The 14,026-nt window shown below is 68.9% G+C and carries 20 protein-coding genes; 4 read left to right on the plus strand and 16 right to left on the minus strand.

Annotation, left to right across the window (positions count from 1 at the left end; all coding sequences use genetic code 11):
• Window positions 1–48: 48 nt before the first annotated feature.
• The 14 genes from tolB to hisB form a co-directional block, all read right to left on the minus strand.
• On the minus strand, window positions 49–1,416 hold the full coding sequence (tolB, locus tag ACFO0A_RS11730) for a Tol-Pal system beta propeller repeat protein TolB (protein WP_379539188.1): 1,368 nt from the start codon (window positions 1,414–1,416) through the stop codon (window positions 49–51).
• On the minus strand, window positions 1,413–2,291 hold the full coding sequence (locus ACFO0A_RS11735; protein WP_379539189.1) for a hypothetical protein: 879 nt from the start codon (window positions 2,289–2,291) through the stop codon (window positions 1,413–1,415). Before ACFO0A_RS11735 ends, tolB begins: the two co-directional genes overlap by 4 nt.
• 14 nt (window positions 2,292–2,305) lie before the next feature.
• Entirely contained in the window at window positions 2,306–2,803 is a 498-nt protein-coding gene (locus tag ACFO0A_RS11740; RefSeq protein WP_379539190.1) for an ExbD/TolR family protein, read from the minus strand.
• Window positions 2,804–2,805: 2 nt separating this feature from the next.
• Window positions 2,806–3,513, minus strand: a complete 708-nt coding sequence (tolQ, locus tag ACFO0A_RS11745; protein WP_379539191.1) for a protein TolQ — start codon at window positions 3,511–3,513, stop codon at window positions 2,806–2,808.
• Window positions 3,510–3,998, minus strand: a complete 489-nt coding sequence (locus ACFO0A_RS11750; RefSeq protein ID WP_379539192.1) for a YbgC/FadM family acyl-CoA thioesterase — start codon at window positions 3,996–3,998, stop codon at window positions 3,510–3,512. The genes tolQ and ACFO0A_RS11750 overlap by 4 nt, the downstream gene beginning before the upstream one ends.
• A gap of 95 nt (window positions 3,999–4,093) precedes the next feature.
• The gene (locus ACFO0A_RS11755; RefSeq protein ID WP_379539193.1) at window positions 4,094–4,477 is read right to left on the minus strand and encodes a histidine triad nucleotide-binding protein; all 384 of its coding nucleotides are present in this window, start codon (window positions 4,475–4,477) and stop codon (window positions 4,094–4,096) included.
• The gene (locus ACFO0A_RS11760; RefSeq protein ID WP_379539194.1) at window positions 4,477–4,800 is read right to left on the minus strand and encodes a phosphoribosyl-ATP diphosphatase; all 324 of its coding nucleotides are present in this window, start codon (window positions 4,798–4,800) and stop codon (window positions 4,477–4,479) included. The genes ACFO0A_RS11755 and ACFO0A_RS11760 overlap by 1 nt, the downstream gene beginning before the upstream one ends.
• Window positions 4,801–4,954: 154 nt before the next feature.
• Window positions 4,955–5,143 (minus strand): hypothetical protein, encoded by a 189-nt coding sequence (locus ACFO0A_RS11765; RefSeq protein WP_379539195.1) that lies wholly within the window; start codon window positions 5,141–5,143, stop codon window positions 4,955–4,957.
• A 155-nt stretch (window positions 5,144–5,298) separates the two neighbouring features.
• On the minus strand, window positions 5,299–6,060 hold the full coding sequence (hisF, locus tag ACFO0A_RS11770; RefSeq protein ID WP_379539196.1) for an imidazole glycerol phosphate synthase subunit HisF: 762 nt from the start codon (window positions 6,058–6,060) through the stop codon (window positions 5,299–5,301).
• Window positions 6,057–6,785 carry a 1-(5-phosphoribosyl)-5-[(5-phosphoribosylamino)methylideneamino]imidazole-4-carboxamide isomerase gene (hisA, locus tag ACFO0A_RS11775; RefSeq protein WP_379539197.1) on the minus strand — a complete coding sequence of 243 codons (729 nt, stop codon included), beginning with the start codon at window positions 6,783–6,785 and terminating at the stop codon, window positions 6,057–6,059. The genes hisF and hisA overlap by 4 nt, the downstream gene beginning before the upstream one ends.
• Before the next feature lie 19 nt (window positions 6,786–6,804).
• The gene (locus ACFO0A_RS11780) at window positions 6,805–7,941 is read right to left on the minus strand and encodes a glycoside hydrolase family 130 protein (protein ID WP_379539198.1); all 1,137 of its coding nucleotides are present in this window, start codon (window positions 7,939–7,941) and stop codon (window positions 6,805–6,807) included.
• Window positions 7,938–8,708 (minus strand): SDR family oxidoreductase, encoded by a 771-nt coding sequence (locus ACFO0A_RS11785; protein WP_379539199.1) that lies wholly within the window; start codon window positions 8,706–8,708, stop codon window positions 7,938–7,940. The genes ACFO0A_RS11780 and ACFO0A_RS11785 overlap by 4 nt, the downstream gene beginning before the upstream one ends.
• 53 nt (window positions 8,709–8,761) lie before the next feature.
• Complete coding sequence (gene hisH / locus ACFO0A_RS11790) at window positions 8,762–9,391, minus strand: imidazole glycerol phosphate synthase subunit HisH (RefSeq protein ID WP_379539200.1); 630 nt, start codon at window positions 9,389–9,391, stop codon at window positions 8,762–8,764.
• Window positions 9,384–9,977, minus strand: a complete 594-nt coding sequence (hisB, locus tag ACFO0A_RS11795; RefSeq protein WP_379539201.1) for an imidazoleglycerol-phosphate dehydratase HisB — start codon at window positions 9,975–9,977, stop codon at window positions 9,384–9,386. Before hisB ends, hisH begins: the two co-directional genes overlap by 8 nt.
• A 103-nt stretch (window positions 9,978–10,080) precedes the next feature.
• On the opposite strand from hisB, the gene ACFO0A_RS11800 reads away from it, so the two are divergent.
• The 4 genes from ACFO0A_RS11800 to ACFO0A_RS11815 all read left to right on the plus strand — a co-directional run bounded on the left by ACFO0A_RS11800 (window position 10,081) and on the right by ACFO0A_RS11815 (window position 12,295).
• Window positions 10,081–10,593: an SspB family protein gene (locus tag ACFO0A_RS11800; protein ID WP_379539202.1), complete on the plus strand. Its 513-nt coding sequence runs from the start codon at window positions 10,081–10,083 to the stop codon at window positions 10,591–10,593.
• 41 nt (window positions 10,594–10,634) lie between these two features.
• Window positions 10,635–11,081, plus strand: coding sequence for a hypothetical protein (locus tag ACFO0A_RS11805; protein WP_379539203.1), 447 nt, complete (start codon window positions 10,635–10,637; stop codon window positions 11,079–11,081).
• Window positions 11,082–11,128: 47 nt separating this feature from the next.
• Complete coding sequence (gene gmk / locus ACFO0A_RS11810) at window positions 11,129–11,782, plus strand: guanylate kinase (protein WP_379539204.1); 654 nt, start codon at window positions 11,129–11,131, stop codon at window positions 11,780–11,782.
• 96 nt (window positions 11,783–11,878) lie between these two features.
• Window positions 11,879–12,295 (plus strand): nuclear transport factor 2 family protein, encoded by a 417-nt coding sequence (locus ACFO0A_RS11815; RefSeq protein ID WP_379539205.1) that lies wholly within the window; start codon window positions 11,879–11,881, stop codon window positions 12,293–12,295.
• A gap of 25 nt (window positions 12,296–12,320) precedes the next feature.
• Here the strand turns inward: ACFO0A_RS11815 and ACFO0A_RS11820 are convergent, their stop codons facing one another.
• A complete protein-coding gene (locus ACFO0A_RS11820) occupies window positions 12,321–13,202 on the minus strand; it encodes an SMP-30/gluconolactonase/LRE family protein (protein WP_379539206.1) in 882 nt (293 codons plus the stop codon).
• Window positions 13,202–14,017 carry an SDR family NAD(P)-dependent oxidoreductase gene (locus ACFO0A_RS11825; protein WP_379539207.1) on the minus strand — a complete coding sequence of 272 codons (816 nt, stop codon included), beginning with the start codon at window positions 14,015–14,017 and terminating at the stop codon, window positions 13,202–13,204. The genes ACFO0A_RS11820 and ACFO0A_RS11825 overlap by 1 nt, the downstream gene beginning before the upstream one ends.
• Window positions 14,018–14,026 lie beyond the last annotated feature (9 nt).

Consider the following 14,026-nt stretch of genomic DNA (forward strand, 5'->3'; position numbering starts at 1 on the left):
TTTCTCCTTTGTGCAATCATCCGCGCCGGGCGCGGGGGAATCGGGGGTTCAGGGCAGGACCGGGCCCCAGGCCGGGTCCGACGCATCGACCGGAGTGGAAAGCTTGCGCTCGTTCCGCCCAGTAAGGTCGACCTGCCAGATGCCGGCCTTCCCGCTGCCGCGCGCGGTGCGGAAGAACTGGATGATCCGGCCGTTGGGCGACCAGGTGGGCGCTTCGTCCTGCCAGCTGTCGGTCAGGTCGCGCATCCCGCTGCCGTTGGGGCTCATCACCGCGATGCGGAAATTGCCGGCGATATGGGTGAAGGCGATCTGGTCGCCGCGCGGGCTCCATTCCGGAGTGGCGGCGCGGCCGCCGAAGAAGCTGATCCGCTGCTGGTTCGAACCGTCCGCGTTCATCACATAGACCTGCTGGCTGCCCGAACGGTCGCTTTCGAACACGATCCGCGAGCCGTCGGGCGAATAGCTGCCGCCCACGTCGATCCCCGGGCTGTCGGTCAGCCGGCGCGGCTCGCCGCCCGCGGCAGAGACGCGATAGACGTCGGTGTTGCCCGCCACCGCCATCGAATAGAGGATCCAGCGCCCGTCGGGCGACCAGCGCGGGGCGAAGGTCGGGTTGCGGCTCTGCGTCACCAGGCGCTGCTGGCCGGTGCCGATGTCGTAGATGTAAATCCTCGGATTGCCGTTGAGGTAGCTGAGGTAAACGATTGATTTGTAATCGGGCGAATAGCGCGGGGTCAGCGCGGTAGCCTGTCCGTTGGTGATGAAGCGATGGTTCGCGCCGTCCGAATCCATGATCGCCAGGCGCTTCACGCGATGGTTCTTGGGACCGGTCTCCGCGATGTAGGCGATCTTGCTGTCGAAGAACGGGCTTTCGCCCGACAGCCGCGAATAGACCATGTCGGCGCACTTGTGCGCGGCGCGGCGCCAGTCGGCCGGCGCCACCACGTAGCCCTGCCGCGCCAGCTCGCTGCGCAGGCTGACGTCGTAAAGGTAGCAGCCCACGGTGAGCTTGCCCTCGCCCGTCACCCGGACATAGCCGTGGACGAGCATCTCGGCCCCGCGCGACTGCCATTGCGGCCACTGCGGCGCGGCGACGTCGCCGAACGCGATGGCGGGAAGCGAACCGGGGCCGGTCGGCTTGAACAGGCCGTTGTTGCGCAAGTCGGCGGTGATCACCTCGCCCAGCTGGCGGCCCAGAACCGCGCTGTTGCCCGCCGCCGTCGCCGCATCGCGGTCGGTGGCAAAGGCGGGGATCGCGATGCCCAGATCCTGCCAGGCGTTCTCGTCCGAGACCGAGCCGGTCAGCCCGCCCTCGCCCTGCTGCGCGCTCGACGGCGGAGGCGGCGCCGGCTGCGCGACAGCGACGGAGGCAAACGCAAGAATTGGCAGGGATACGAGCAGTTTGAGCAGGTTCATTGAGACAGCTTCCTATCGAAACGGAATGCCGCGACGCGCTTCCACGCGGCGTAATACTGGTCGGGCAAGTCGAACGGGGCGGCAAGCTGGACCGCCCTGATCGCCTGTTCGGCGTGGCGGTCCTTCTGCGCCCGGTTGGCGTCGGTCACGCCCTGCTGGCTGACCACGCGTGGGCGGCCGGCCAGCGAGCCGTCGGGCTTCAGCTCCCACGCGAGGATCGTCACCAGCTGGTCGGCCTCGGCGCCCTGCGGCGCGCTCCAGTGGGGCTTGAGCTGGCGCGCGATCGACGATGACAGCGATGCGGCGACCCCCGGCCCGATCGCCGCGGCGGGCGGGTTGCGCGACGTGCCCGCCGTCTGCCCACCGGAGATGCCCTTCAGGAAGTCGTTGCCGATCCGGCTTGCGCCAACCGGCGCGTCGGGACGGCGGCGGGTGCGCTCGTCGGCCGGAGCCTTGGCGGCGGGCCGCGCCGCCGCGGGCTTGGGCGGAGAGGGTTTCACCACGGCAGGGCGCGGTGCGGGCGCCACCGCGCGCGGCTGCGGCCTGGGCGCGGGGCGCGGCAAGGGGGCGGGCGCGGGCGGGCTGATCGGTGCGGGCGGCGCCGGCTCGACCATCGACTGCGCTTCGGGCGCGGGCTCGCCCAGCGTGGGCGCGATGTCGGGCGCGGCCTGCGCGGAGGGTTCGGGCGAGGTCGACCGAAGCGCCACCTCGTCGGCGATTGTCACTTCCATCCGCTCGGGCGGCGGGGCCACCGACTTGCCCAGCGAGGCGAGCGCCAGCCACGCCACAAGCCCGACGTGCGCGGCGATCGCCACTGCCAGGCCGACGCGCTCTTCGGGCGTAAAACGGGCGGAAGGAAGGGTATGGGCGGCCATGGACGCGGGCGAGGCTATGGTCCGCCCGATGAACCGGCTGTGACCGGCCCTGACGCCGCCGGACCGCCGCCGGCGGCCGATTGGGTCACCAACGACACCGCGTTGCACCCGGCACGGTTCAGCTCGCCCATGACCGCCATGACCCGTCCGTAATCGAGCGCGCGGTCGGCGCGCAGGGTGATGAGCGGCGGCTTGGCGGCCGCGCCGCAGCGCAGATCCTCCAGCCGCTGGGCCAGCTCACCCGTCGCGACCTGGCCATCATCGATAAAGACCTGGCCCTGGCCGTCGATGCTGAGCGTCACCTCGTTGGCCTCTTCGGCCAGCGCCTTGGCGCGGCTTTCGGGCAGGTCCACCGGCACCCCGGCGACGAGCAGCGGCGCGGTGACCATGAAGATGATCAGCAGCACCAGCATCACGTCGACCAGCGGGGTCACGTTGATCTCGGCCATCGGGGCGCGGCCGCCGCGCCCGCGCCGCCGCCGCCCGCCGCCCGAGGACAGGTTCATCGCCATCGTCAGGCGGCCTCGAGCTCGTGGCTGAGCGTGGCGTGGAAGCGGTCGGCAAAGCGCATGAGCGTGCCTTCCAGCGCGTTCACCCGGTGCGAGAAGCGGTTGTAGGCGATGACCGCCGGGATCGCCGCGAACAGACCGATGGCTGTGGCGAAGAGCGCCTCGGAAATGCCGGGCGCGACGACTGCGAGGCTGGAGTTCTGCTGCGCCCCGATCTCGAAGAAGCTGTTCATGATCCCCCACACGGTGCCGAACAGGCCGACGAACGGCGCGACCGAGCCCACCGTGGCGAGGAAGTTGAGCCGGTTGGCGAGCCGGTCAGTCTCGTCGGCGACGGCCCCTTCCATCGCCTGGGCAAGCCTCTGGCGGGTGCCCTCGCGGTCGATGTTCGGCCCATTGGTCGAGCGGCGCCATTCGCGCAGCCCGGCCGAGACGACGTGGGCCGAGGCGATGTCGGCCTTGGCCTGTGCGCGCTGGAAGGCATCGATGTCCTGCGCCTCCCAGAACGCAGCTTCGTAGGACGCGCAGCGCCGCCGCACGCGGGCGATGCGCAGGGTGAAGCTGACGATGATCGTCCACACCCAAACGCTGGCGAGCAGCAGCCCGGCCATCACCGCCTGGACGACGATGTCGGCATCGAGAAACAACTGGATCGGATTGAGCCGGGTGGGAGTGCCGGTGGCGGAGACCGCCAGGGTCGCGAGGACGCTCATTTCAGGGAAGGACTTTCGTTATCAGGCAACGGTTTGTGGACGGACTTGAAGGCAGTGATCCAGCTTTCGGGCTGGCGCCGGGCGCGGCCCTGCGGGGTGACGAAGGCGGCGCGCACCGCGGCGTCCGCAAGCAGGGTTTCGCCGCGCCAGGCGCTTTGCGCGATGCGGCACGAGGCCCCGGCGATCGCGGTGGTGCGGCTGCGGATCAGCACCGCATCGTCGAGCCGGGCAGGCGCGCGATAGCGGATTTCCAGCTCGCTGACGGCATAGGCGCCCTCGCCCGCTTCCTGCGCGGCGCGCTGGTCGATCCCCAGCACCCGCAGCATGTCGGAGCGGGCGCGCTCGAACCAACGCAGGTAATTGGCATGATAGACGACGCCCGAAAGATCGGTGTCCTCGAAGTACACGCGCACCGGGAAAAGGTGCACCGGTCCGTCGAACTGCCCGCTGGGCGGCGACGGGATCGGGGTGGCGGGCGACGTCATGGTGCCCGTCCTTAGCCGTGACGCGACTCGGCTGGCAAGGCGGCGCGGGACCGGACGGTGCGCCGGAGCGGCGCGTAACGGCCTGCGCGGCGCGGTTACATCGGGCGGGCGAGCATCGGGCCGAGCGCGCGCCCGGCAAAGATGTGGACGTGAAGGTGCGGGACTTCCTGGTGGCCGTCGTGCCCGACGTTGGCGAGCAGGCGATAGCCCGGCTCGACGAGGCCCGCGGCGCGCGCCACCTCGCCCACCGCGCGCACGAACCCGGCGATCTCGGCATCTTCGGCGCGGGCAGAGAAATCGTCCCAGCTCACGTAGGCGCCCTTGGGGATCACGAGGACGTGATACGGCGCCTGCGGGGCGATGTCGTGGAACGCCAGCGCATGTTCATTCTCGAACACCGTGCGCGAGGGAATCTCGCCGCGCAGGATCTTCGCGAAAATGTTCTGGTCGTCGTAGGACTGGGTCGGGTCGATAGGCATCAACGGCTCCGGCTGGCTTTTTCCTCGATCCCCGAAAGCCCTTCGCGGACTTCGAGTTCCGCCAGCACGTCGGCCAGGGAAAGGCCCCGCGCATCGAGCAGGACGAGGAGGTGGAAGAGCAGGTCGGCGGCCTCGCCGGTCAGCGCGGCGTCGCTTTCGCCGAGCGCGGCGATGACGGTCTCGATCGCTTCCTCGCCCAGCTTGCGCGCGATTTTTGCCGGGCCGGCCGCATGGAGCGCGGCGACATAGCTGGTCGCGGGATCGGCGCCGCGGCGCGCGCGGATGGTGGATTCGAGACGGTCGATCAGGGTGCTTCCGGTCATGCCGCCGGCCTTAGCCCATGGCGGCCGCTTCACCAATCCCGGCGACGATGCCCGGAGAGGTTCGCGAAGGGGGCGTCGTCCGCTGCGAAGACGCCCCCTTTGCTGGCCGCCCGGTCGACAAGGAGACGAACGCCCGGGCGGATGGTTTGCGCCGTCAGTCCGGCGGACGCCGGCGCGCGCCTTCCCGCCCGATGACGAGGCCGGCCAGGCCCAGCATGAACAGGCCGGCACCCGATAGATCGGGAATGGCGATTGCACCGGTCGTGGCAAGCAGGGGCGCGGACCAGCCGAGCGCCACGAGGAGGCCGGCAAGCGTGGCCAGGCTGTAGAGCGCGCGTCCCATCTGTCGTAAAACCCTTTCCGCGAAAGGTTTACGCAATCCCCGTGCCAGCGCGGCGCAACGCGCCCAGGCGGCGCATGGCGATGGTTAACCGAGGGCGCGAAGCGGCAAGGGATGTCAGGCGCGCCGACACATTCGCGCCGGCACTGGGCAGCGCGTCAGCCGCGCGCGGGCAACCCGGCGTCGCGCAACGCGGCATGCGCCTGGGCGATCGTGTAGGTCCCGAAATGGAAGATCGAGGCGGCGAGCACGGCGCTGGCGTGGCCTTCGCGCACGCCTGCGACGAGATGGTCGAGCGTCCCGACCCCGCCGCTGGCGATTACCGGGATCGACACGCTGTCGGCGATCGCGCGGGTCAGTGCCAGGTCGTAGCCCGCTTTCGTCCCGTCACCGTCCATCGAGGTGACGAGCAATTCGCCCGCGCCCAGCGCGGCGAGGTTGCGGGCATGGGCGAGCGCGTCGATCCCGGTGGCGCGGCGTCCGCCGTGCGTGAAGATCTCCCACTTGCGATCACCCGTCCGGCGCGCATCGACCGATGCGACCACGCACTGGCTGCCGAAGCGGTCGGCAATCTCGGCCACGACTTCGGGCCGGGCGACCGCCGCGGAGTTCACCGCGACCTTGTCGGCGCCCGCCAGCAGCAGCGCGCGCGCATCTTCCACCGCGCGCACCCCGCCGCCCACCGTCAGCGGCATGAAGCAGACCTCTGCGGTGCGGGCCACGACGTCGAGCAGCGTGCCGCGCGCCTCGTGGCTGGCGGTGATGTCGAGAAAGCAGAGCTCGTCCGCCCCGGCTGCGTCATACGCGCGGGCCTGTTCGACCGGATCGCCCGCGTCCTTGACGTCGACGAAGTTCACGCCCTTGACCACGCGGCCGTTCGCCACGTCCAGGCACGGGATCACGCGGATGCGGACGGTCATGCCTTCGCCGCCATCGCCAGCGCTGCGGCCAGGTCGAGCCGACCGTCGTAAAGCGCGCGGCCGGTGATCACGCCCTCGATCCCTTCGTTCGCGTGAAGCGCGAGCATCCGGATATCGTCGAGCCCCTTGACCCCGCCGCTTGCGATCACCGGCAGGCGAGTGGCGCGCGCCAGGTCGAGCGTCGCATCGATGTTCGCGCCCTTGAGCAGGCCGTCGCGGCCGATGTCGGTGAACAGCAGGCTGGCGACGCCGGCATCCTCGAACCGGCGGGCCATGTCGGCGATGGGCACGTCGGACACGTCGGCCCAGCCCGCGGTGGCGACCATCCCGTCACGCGCATCGACCGCGACGACGATACCGCCAGGCCATTCGCGCGCCATGTCGCGCACGAAATCGGGGTCGGTCAGCGCGGCGGTCCCGATCACGATCCGGCTGACGCCGAGATCGAACCACCCGGCAACCGCCTCGGGCGTGCGGATGCCGCCGCCGAGCTGGACGTGGCCGGGGAACGCCGCGACGATTCCTTCGACCGCGGCGCGATTGCGGCTTTCGCCCGCGAACGCGCCGTCGAGATCGACGACATGGAGGTGATGCGCCCCGGCCTCGGCGAACAGCAGCGCCTGCGCGGCCGGGTCGTCGCCATAGACGGTGGCGCGGCCCATGTCCCCTTCGGCCAGGCGGACGACCTGGCCGGCCTTGAGGTCGATGGCGGGAAAGACGATCATCGCCGCCGCCTAGCAGCGGTCAGCCAGGCTTGAAAGACGCCTTGGGAACATGCGTGATCCGGCAGGCCAAGTCGGCCTCGCCCGAGGCGACGACGAAGTGGTCGCCGGCGTCGGCGATGCCGGTCGTGAAGACAACGTCGCGCAAGTACATCAGGTCCTCGAGCGGAGCGGTCAGCGCGGGCGCGGGTTCCAGCAGCGGCTCGCGGTTCGTCGCCAGCACGCGCGACGGATCGTCCGGGTCGAGCAGCGACCAGTAGGTACGATAGATCCCGACGATCTCCTTGGGCTCGACCCCGTGCCACAGCGTCAGCCAGCCGCGCTGTCCGGCGATTTCGGTCAGCACCGGGGGCGTTCCCCCGCCCATCCGCGCGGTCGCGGCGGTGCCGGCGTGAGGGCGTATGCCGGGCGCGAGGCACGGCTTCCAGTGGCGCCCGTCGGGCGAGGTGGCGAGGTTGATCGACGGCCCCGCGCGCCATTCGCTGCCCGGCGGGTAGGCGAAGTAGAGGTCGCCAAGGGGCCTGGTCTGGGCCCAGTACTGCCCGCCGACCAGCCCCTCGAAGATCAGCATGTCCTTGTTCTGGTGATCGAGGACAATCCCCTCGAACGTCCAGTCGAGCGCGTTTTCCGAGGAATAGAGCGTGGTCGAGTGCCGCTCGGGGCTGACCGAGCAGGTGGTCATCAGGTAGCCGCCTTCGACCCGGCTGATCCGCGCGTCCTCCAGCCCGTAGCACTGCCACGAACCCTCGGGCGCCAGCGCCTTGTCGTAATGGATCGCGACGATCTGGAGCCCGTCCGGGGTCACCTCCACCGGCAGGAGCCACGATAGCGAGGTGAGCGCCATGACCTTCCAGCCGCCGCCGTGGAGCAGGAATTTGCGCGGGTCGGCGGTGTCGGCCAGCTCCAGCGGCCAGCCGTCGAGCACGAAGCGGCCGGGCTCCTCCAGGCGGATTGCGTGGACCTTGCCGTCGAGGATGGGCCGGCGCAGCGCCTCGGCGACGCGGACCATCAGCAGGAGGTTGCCGTTCGCCAGCCGCGTCATCCCCGGATTGAACGCGCCCAGGACATAGGTTTCGGCATCGAACTGCCCGGCGAGCGGCGAGCGGGCGAGGTCGATGTCACGCGGGGTGAGGACAAGCTGGTCGACAGCCATCTTCATTCCTCGGCAACCCGCGGCACGATCGTGAGCTGCTGGATTACCGTGCGTCTCGGCTGGGAGAGCAGGTAATGGACCCCTACCGCAATGTCCTCGGCGCGCAGCATCTTGTCGGCGTTTATCATCTCGCGCTGCTTGTCGGCCGGAATGTCGGGATACTGGAAGTCGGCGCCGGTCTTGCCCGGCTCGACCAGCGCGACGCGGATGCCCTGGTTGCCCGCCTCCTTGCGGAGCGCCTCGGCAAAACCGGCGATCCCCGCCTTCATCCCGGCATAGACGGTCGAATGCGGGCCGAGGATGTGCGCGCTCATCGAACCGATGAGGACCACGTCGCCGCGATCCTTCAGCGCGTCGCAGGCGCGGTGCGCGCTCATCACATAGGCGGTGAAATCGGTGGCGAGCGCATAGCGGACGTCCTCGGCGCTCATCTCGGTCAGCCCAGATGCGGGCACCGCGGCGTTGATCACGGCGATGTCGTAGGCGCCCAGGGCCTTGTCGGCGGCGGCGAAGAACCGCTCGACCCCGTCGCGGTCGGCAAGATCGAGCGCGATCCCGTCGCCCTTGCCGCCCACTTCCTCGATCCGCGCCAACGCATCGGCGAGATGGTCGGCGTCGCGCCCGCAAGTGAAGATCTCCACGCCTTCGCTGGCGAGCAGGACCGCGATGGCGCGGCCGATACCGGTCGTGCCGCCGGTTATGACCGCCTTGCGGCCCTTGAGCGGGGCAAGCAGCGTGTGAGCATCTTCAAGGTTGGGATCGGCGTCGGCCATGGGGCAATCTCCTTCACGCCAATCAAGAGATTACCGCTTCGATCGTTCCCGCGTCAGGGCTTCCACTGGAGAAAACGCGCCAGGAGCGACAGGCCATACGCCTGGCTCTTTTCCGGGTGGAACTGGACCCCCAGGATCGTGTCGCGCGCCACCGCGGCGACGAGCCCGCCGCCGTGGTCGGTCATGGCCGCCACCTCGCGCCCCTCGTCGGCGGCGAAGTGGTAGCCGTGGAGGAAATAGGCCTCGCCCGGTTCGATCAGGCCGGCGCCGTCGGCGTGGTGCATCGGGGCGACGTCGTTCCAGCCCATGTGCGGGACCTTGATCGCCGGATCGGTCCGCTCGATCGCGCGAACCTCGCCCGCGATCCAGCCAAGGCCCGGCGTCTCGCCGTGCTCGACCCCGCGCGTGGCGAGAAGCTGCATGCCGACGCAGATGCCGAGGAACGGCGCCGCTCCGACGCGAACGCGCTCATCCATCGCCTCGACAAGGTTGGGCACCGCCCGCAGTGCCGCGGCGCACGAGGCAAAGGCGCCGACACCGGGCAGCACAATGCGGTCGGCGGCGCGGACCACCGCCGGGTCGCTGGTCACCGTCACGCTGTCGGCCCCCGCGGTCAGCAGCGCGTTGCGGACCGACTGGATGTTGCCCGCGCCGTAATCCACCAGCGCGAGGACTTCAGCCACCGAGGATGCCCTTGGTCGAAGGCACGGCATCGGCCTTCACCGCATCGAGCGCCACCGCGCCGCGCATCGCGCGGGCAAAACCCTTGAAGATGCCCTCGATGATGTGGTGGTTGTTCTGGCCGTAGAGCAGTTCGATGTGGAGCGTGATGCCGGCGGCCTGGGCGATCGACTGGAACCAGTGCTCGAACAGCTCGGTGTCCATCTCGCCGAGGCGAGGCTGGGTGAACTCGGCCTTCCATACCAGCCAGGGCCGGCCCGAGATGTCGAGCGCCACGCGGGCCAGCGTCTCGTCCATCGGGGAATAGGCGCTGCCGTAACGGGTGATGCCGCGCTTGTCGCCGAGCGCCTGGGTGATCGCCTGACCGATCGCGATGGCGCTGTCCTCGGTCGTGTGGTGCTGGTCGACATGAAGGTCGCCCTTGACCTTGCAGACAAGGTCGATCGCCGAATGGCGGGCGAACTGTTCGATCATGTGATCGAGAAAGCCGATCCCCGTGGAGACGTCGTAAGTCCCTGTGCCGTCGAGATCGAGCTCGACGAGAATGTCGGTTTCGGACGTGGTTCGGGCGATCCGGCCTTTGCGCATGGCTTGCGCCTATAGCCCCCGCGCGGCGCACCTCAAGCAAATCCGCGCGGATCGCGCGCGAGTCACCTTGACGCGCGGCCCGCCGAGCGTCAGGTGTTCAGCGATGAGCGACACTGCCCCCGACAGCCTGATCCCCTACGACGAGATCGTCCAGGAGGCGCTGCGCGCGGTCGTCGGGCGCGTGCTCACCCAGGTCGAGCGTGGAGGCGGCGAGCTGCCCGGCGCGCACCATTTCTACATCACCTTCAAGACCGGGGCACCGGGCGTCAGCGTGCCCACGCATCTGCGCGAACGGTTTCCCGACGAAATGACCATCGTCCTGCAGAACAAGTTCTGGGACCTGGGCGTGGGCGAGGACAGCTTCACCGTCAGCCTCAGCTTCAACCAGATCCCGGCGAAGCTGGTCGTGCCCTATTCCGCGATCACCGCTTTCGTCGACCCCGCGGTCGATTTCGGTCTGCAGTTCCAGGCGATGGCGGGCGGCAGCTCGCCCGAACCGCACGAGAATGCCGAAAACGACTCGCCCGATTCGGAGGAACAGGGCCAGGCGCACGGCGTTGATGGCGCGGACGACGGATCGAACGTCGTCACGGTCGACTTCGGCCGCAAGAAGTAGCCTCCGCTCGGCCGAGCGAGGCCGGCAAGCAAGGGGTTTCCATGGCCAGAAAGCGCAAGACCACTCTGTCGGAGAAGGTCGCCGACAGCAGCGCCGAGGTCGGCAAGAAGGTCGCCGTCGCGGTCGACGATACCAAGGCGGCGCTCGACAAGGCCGAGGGGCCGAGCCCCAACCCCATGACCAACCTGATCCTGACCGACCTGCTCCTGCGCGGCGGCGGACAGATCATGCGCCACGCGGTCGAAGGCGCGCTGCTGAGCACCAAGTTCGACAAGACCAGGGCCAAGCGGATCATGAAGGGCCGGAGCCTGACCCAGACACTGGTGAGCACGGCGGTCGCCCGTTTCGCCACCCGCTCGGTCCCCGGCGCAATCATCGTGGGCGGCGCCTCGCTGGCGAAGCTGCTTTACGACCGCAACCAGGACAAGCGCGCCGCCCGCAAGGCCGGTGACAACGCGATCGCGAAGCAGGAAGCCAAGGGGAAATAACGCGCCCGCGCCTTGACCGCGCGCCGCCCGATGCTTCATCTGCGGCCATGCCCGCGCCCGTCCCAACGCACGATACCCTGCACCGCCGGGGGTTGATGTTCATCCTTTCGTCGCCTTCGGGCGCGGGAAAAACCACCATCGCCCGCCGCCTGCTCGAAGCCGACAGCGACATCTGCCTGTCGGTATCGGCCACCACCCGGCCGATCCGCCCGGGCGAGGTCGACGGGACCGATTACCACTTCGTCTCCGACGCCGAATTCGACCGGATGGTCGAAGGCGACGAGTTCTACGAGTGGGCGCGCGTTTTCGGGCACCGCTACGGCACGCCCAAGGCCCATATCCGCGCCGGACTGAAGGAAGGGCAGGACTTCCTCTTCGATATCGACTGGCAAGGCACTCAGCAGCTCAGCCAGAAGGACAAGGCCGACGTCGTCCCTGTGTTCATCCTGCCGCCCAGCCTTGAGGAACTGCACCGCCGGCTCGTCGCCCGGGCGCAGGACAGCGAAGAGGTGATCGACGGCCGCATGGCGCGCGCGCAGGCCGAAATCAGCCACTGGGACGGCTACGACTACGTGGTGGTAAACGACGACGTGGAGGAATGCTTCATCAAGGTGCGCGAAATCCTTCATGCCGAGCGGATGAAGCGCAAGCGCCAGACCGGCCTGATCGACTTCGTGCGCGAGTTGATGCGGGGCGCCTGAACGCTGGCGCGGCGCGCTGCACGACCGGTGCGGCAGGGCGCGGAACCGGCGCGCGCACTGGCGGATTGATCGTCTGGACGATCACAGGAGCCTGCCATGGCAACCGCCGCCACAACCCGCCAATCCGCCACGCACGACGAAATCGTCGCGCTGGAAAAGTCCTATTGGGACGCCATGAAGCGCAAGGACGGCCATGGCGCCGCAGCGCTATCGGGCAACCCGAGCCTCGTTTCAGGCAAGAACGGCGTCATGGCGATCCCGCGCACCAGGATGGCGAGCATGACCGAGGAAGGCGAATGGACGCTTGAATCCTACGAATTCGACGATGTCCAGGTGGCGGCTCCTGCTCCGGATGTCGCGATCATCGCCTACACTGTGACCCAGCAGGTGACGCTCCAGGGCAAACCCCAGACGATGCGCGCCGCCGACTGCTCGACCTGGGTGCGTGGGGACGATGGATGGCACTGCCACGCCCACAGCGAAACGATGCTCGAGGACAGGAAGCCCACTTAAACGGTCGGTCGGCACGCCTCGGAATTCAGGGCCACCCCGCGCGCGCCGCGTCTACCTCGCAGGCGATAAGCTGCCCGGTGGGCGCCTTGGCCGCTTCCTCGTGATCCGAATTGGCCGCGATCAGCATATGGAGCGTGCGGCCGTCCGGTCCGCCGAGCATGCAGGCGAAGCAGGGCAAGCCGGTATCCACCACATCAAGCAGCTTGCCGCCTTCGGCAATGCGCACGCATTGCGGGCCGATGGGGTTGGCGACCCAGATCGCGCCGTCCGCATCCAGGCAGATCCCGTCGGGGACATAGGGCTGGGTGGCGGCCCAGACCCGACGATTGGTCAGCGCGCCATCCGCGGCGATGTCGAACGCGGTGAGCCGAGCGGCCAGCGATTCGCCCACGATCAGCGTCTTGCCGTCGGGCGTGATAACCGTCCCATTGGGAAAGCTCATGTCGTCGGCCGCGACCGAGACGGTGCCATCAGGCTGGACGAGGACGAGCGTGGTCTTGGGGTGATCGGCCATCACCGCCGGCGCGCCGCGTTCGCGGATCGCGGCGTCGAGATCGAAGCCGAAGTTGCCGACATAGGCCCGTCCCTGCCCGTCCACGACCATGTCGTTGCACAAGTGGGCCGAAACGTCGGCGAGGTCGGCGTGCCGGGTAAAGCGTCCGTCAGGCCAGCGCCGCCAAACCGCGCGCGCCTTCATCAGCACCACGAGCAGCGAGCGGTCGGGCATCCAGCCCAGCCCCGAAGGCTGGTCGTCGACCTCGAGCTCGGTCCGCACCTCGCCGTCTTCTCCTACCGAGCAGACACGGTGGGAATGGAAGTCGCTGAACCACAGCCGCCCGTCGTGCCAGCGCGGCCCCTCGCCGAAATAGATGCCGGTCGCAATGGTGCGGACGGGGCCGGCCACCATCAGTGGCCCGAGGGGTCCTGGAAGTCGCTGGGCACCCAGGCATTCACGATGCCGCCGTCGATCGGGATCGTCGTGCCCACGACATAGTCACCCGCGCGGCTGGCGAGGTAGATCGCGCCGCCCGCGATGTCTTCGGCCACGCCGACGCGGCGTGCCGGGATACCCTTGGCCGACCCTTCCGGATTGCGCGCCGCGGCCTTGTTCATCTCGCTCGGATAGGCGCCGGGCGCGATCCCGCTGACGACGATATCGTCCTTGATGAGCCGCGCGGCCATGCGTTTGGTCAGGTGGATCAGGCCGGCCTTCGACGCCTGGTAGGGATAGGTCTCCCAGGGATTGGGCCGCATCCCGTCGATCGAGGCGATGTTGATGACCTTGGCCGGGCGTTCGAACGTGGCTGCTGCCTTGAGCATGCCGTGCAGCTTCTGAGTAAGGAAGAACGGAGTCTTGACGTTGAGGTCCATGACCTTGTCCCAACCCACCTCGGGGAAATCCTCGAAGTCCGCGCCCCAGGCGGCCCCGGCGTTGTTGACGAGGATGTCCACGCGATCCTCGCGCCGGGCCAGCTCGTCGGCAAGCTGCTGGATGCCTTCCATCTGGCTGATATCGCCTGGCAGCGCCACCACCCGACCCGGATGCGTCGCGCCGAATTCGGCGGCGGTTTCCTCGACCACCGCGGCCTTGCGCGCGGTGATGTAGACCCGCTCGCACCCGGCATCGAGATAGCCTTCGAGGATCATCTTGCCGATCCCGCGCGAGCCCCCGGTGATGACCGCGACGCGCCCTTCGAGGCTGAACAGCTTGGCAAAGTCCATCGTCTTGGT

The sequence above is a fragment of the Novosphingobium tardum genome, assembly GCF_042652045.1.
Classification (GTDB): Bacteria; Pseudomonadota; Alphaproteobacteria; order Sphingomonadales; family Sphingomonadaceae; genus Novosphingobium; species Novosphingobium tardum.

Bases quoted from the DNA above. Each gene is read 5' to 3' on its own strand.
- tolB (WP_379539188.1), bottom strand. From the start codon at position 1,416: ATGAACCTGCTCAAACTGCTCGTATCCCTGCCAATTCTTGCGTTTGCC.
- ACFO0A_RS11735 (WP_379539189.1), bottom strand. From the start codon at position 2,291: ATGGCCGCCCATACCCTTCCTTCCGCCCGTTTTACGCCCGAAGAGCGC.
- ACFO0A_RS11740 (WP_379539190.1), bottom strand. From the start codon at position 2,803: ATGGCGATGAACCTGTCCTCGGGCGGCGGGCGGCGGCGGCGCGGGCGC.
- tolQ (WP_379539191.1), bottom strand. From the start codon at position 3,513: ATGAGCGTCCTCGCGACCCTGGCGGTCTCCGCCACCGGCACTCCCACC.
- ACFO0A_RS11750 (WP_379539192.1), bottom strand. From the start codon at position 3,998: ATGACGTCGCCCGCCACCCCGATCCCGTCGCCGCCCAGCGGGCAGTTC.
- ACFO0A_RS11755 (WP_379539193.1), bottom strand. From the start codon at position 4,477: ATGCCTATCGACCCGACCCAGTCCTACGACGACCAGAACATTTTCGCG.
- ACFO0A_RS11760 (WP_379539194.1), bottom strand. From the start codon at position 4,800: ATGACCGGAAGCACCCTGATCGACCGTCTCGAATCCACCATCCGCGCG.
- ACFO0A_RS11765 (WP_379539195.1), bottom strand. From the start codon at position 5,143: ATGGGACGCGCGCTCTACAGCCTGGCCACGCTTGCCGGCCTCCTCGTG.
- hisF (WP_379539196.1), bottom strand. From the start codon at position 6,060: ATGACCGTCCGCATCCGCGTGATCCCGTGCCTGGACGTGGCGAACGGC.
- hisA (WP_379539197.1), bottom strand. From the start codon at position 6,785: ATGATCGTCTTTCCCGCCATCGACCTCAAGGCCGGCCAGGTCGTCCGC.
- ACFO0A_RS11780 (WP_379539198.1), bottom strand. From the start codon at position 7,941: ATGAAGATGGCTGTCGACCAGCTTGTCCTCACCCCGCGTGACATCGAC.
- ACFO0A_RS11785 (WP_379539199.1), bottom strand. From the start codon at position 8,708: ATGGCCGACGCCGATCCCAACCTTGAAGATGCTCACACGCTGCTTGCC.
- hisB (WP_379539201.1), bottom strand. From the start codon at position 9,977: ATGCGCAAAGGCCGGATCGCCCGAACCACGTCCGAAACCGACATTCTC.
- ACFO0A_RS11800 (WP_379539202.1), top strand. From the start codon at position 10,081: ATGAGCGACACTGCCCCCGACAGCCTGATCCCCTACGACGAGATCGTC.
- ACFO0A_RS11805 (WP_379539203.1), top strand. From the start codon at position 10,635: ATGGCCAGAAAGCGCAAGACCACTCTGTCGGAGAAGGTCGCCGACAGC.
- gmk (WP_379539204.1), top strand. From the start codon at position 11,129: ATGCCCGCGCCCGTCCCAACGCACGATACCCTGCACCGCCGGGGGTTG.
- ACFO0A_RS11815 (WP_379539205.1), top strand. From the start codon at position 11,879: ATGGCAACCGCCGCCACAACCCGCCAATCCGCCACGCACGACGAAATC.
- ACFO0A_RS11820 (WP_379539206.1), bottom strand. From the start codon at position 13,202: ATGGTGGCCGGCCCCGTCCGCACCATTGCGACCGGCATCTATTTCGGC.
- ACFO0A_RS11825 (WP_379539207.1), bottom strand. From the start codon at position 14,017: ATGGACTTTGCCAAGCTGTTCAGCCTCGAAGGGCGCGTCGCGGTCATC.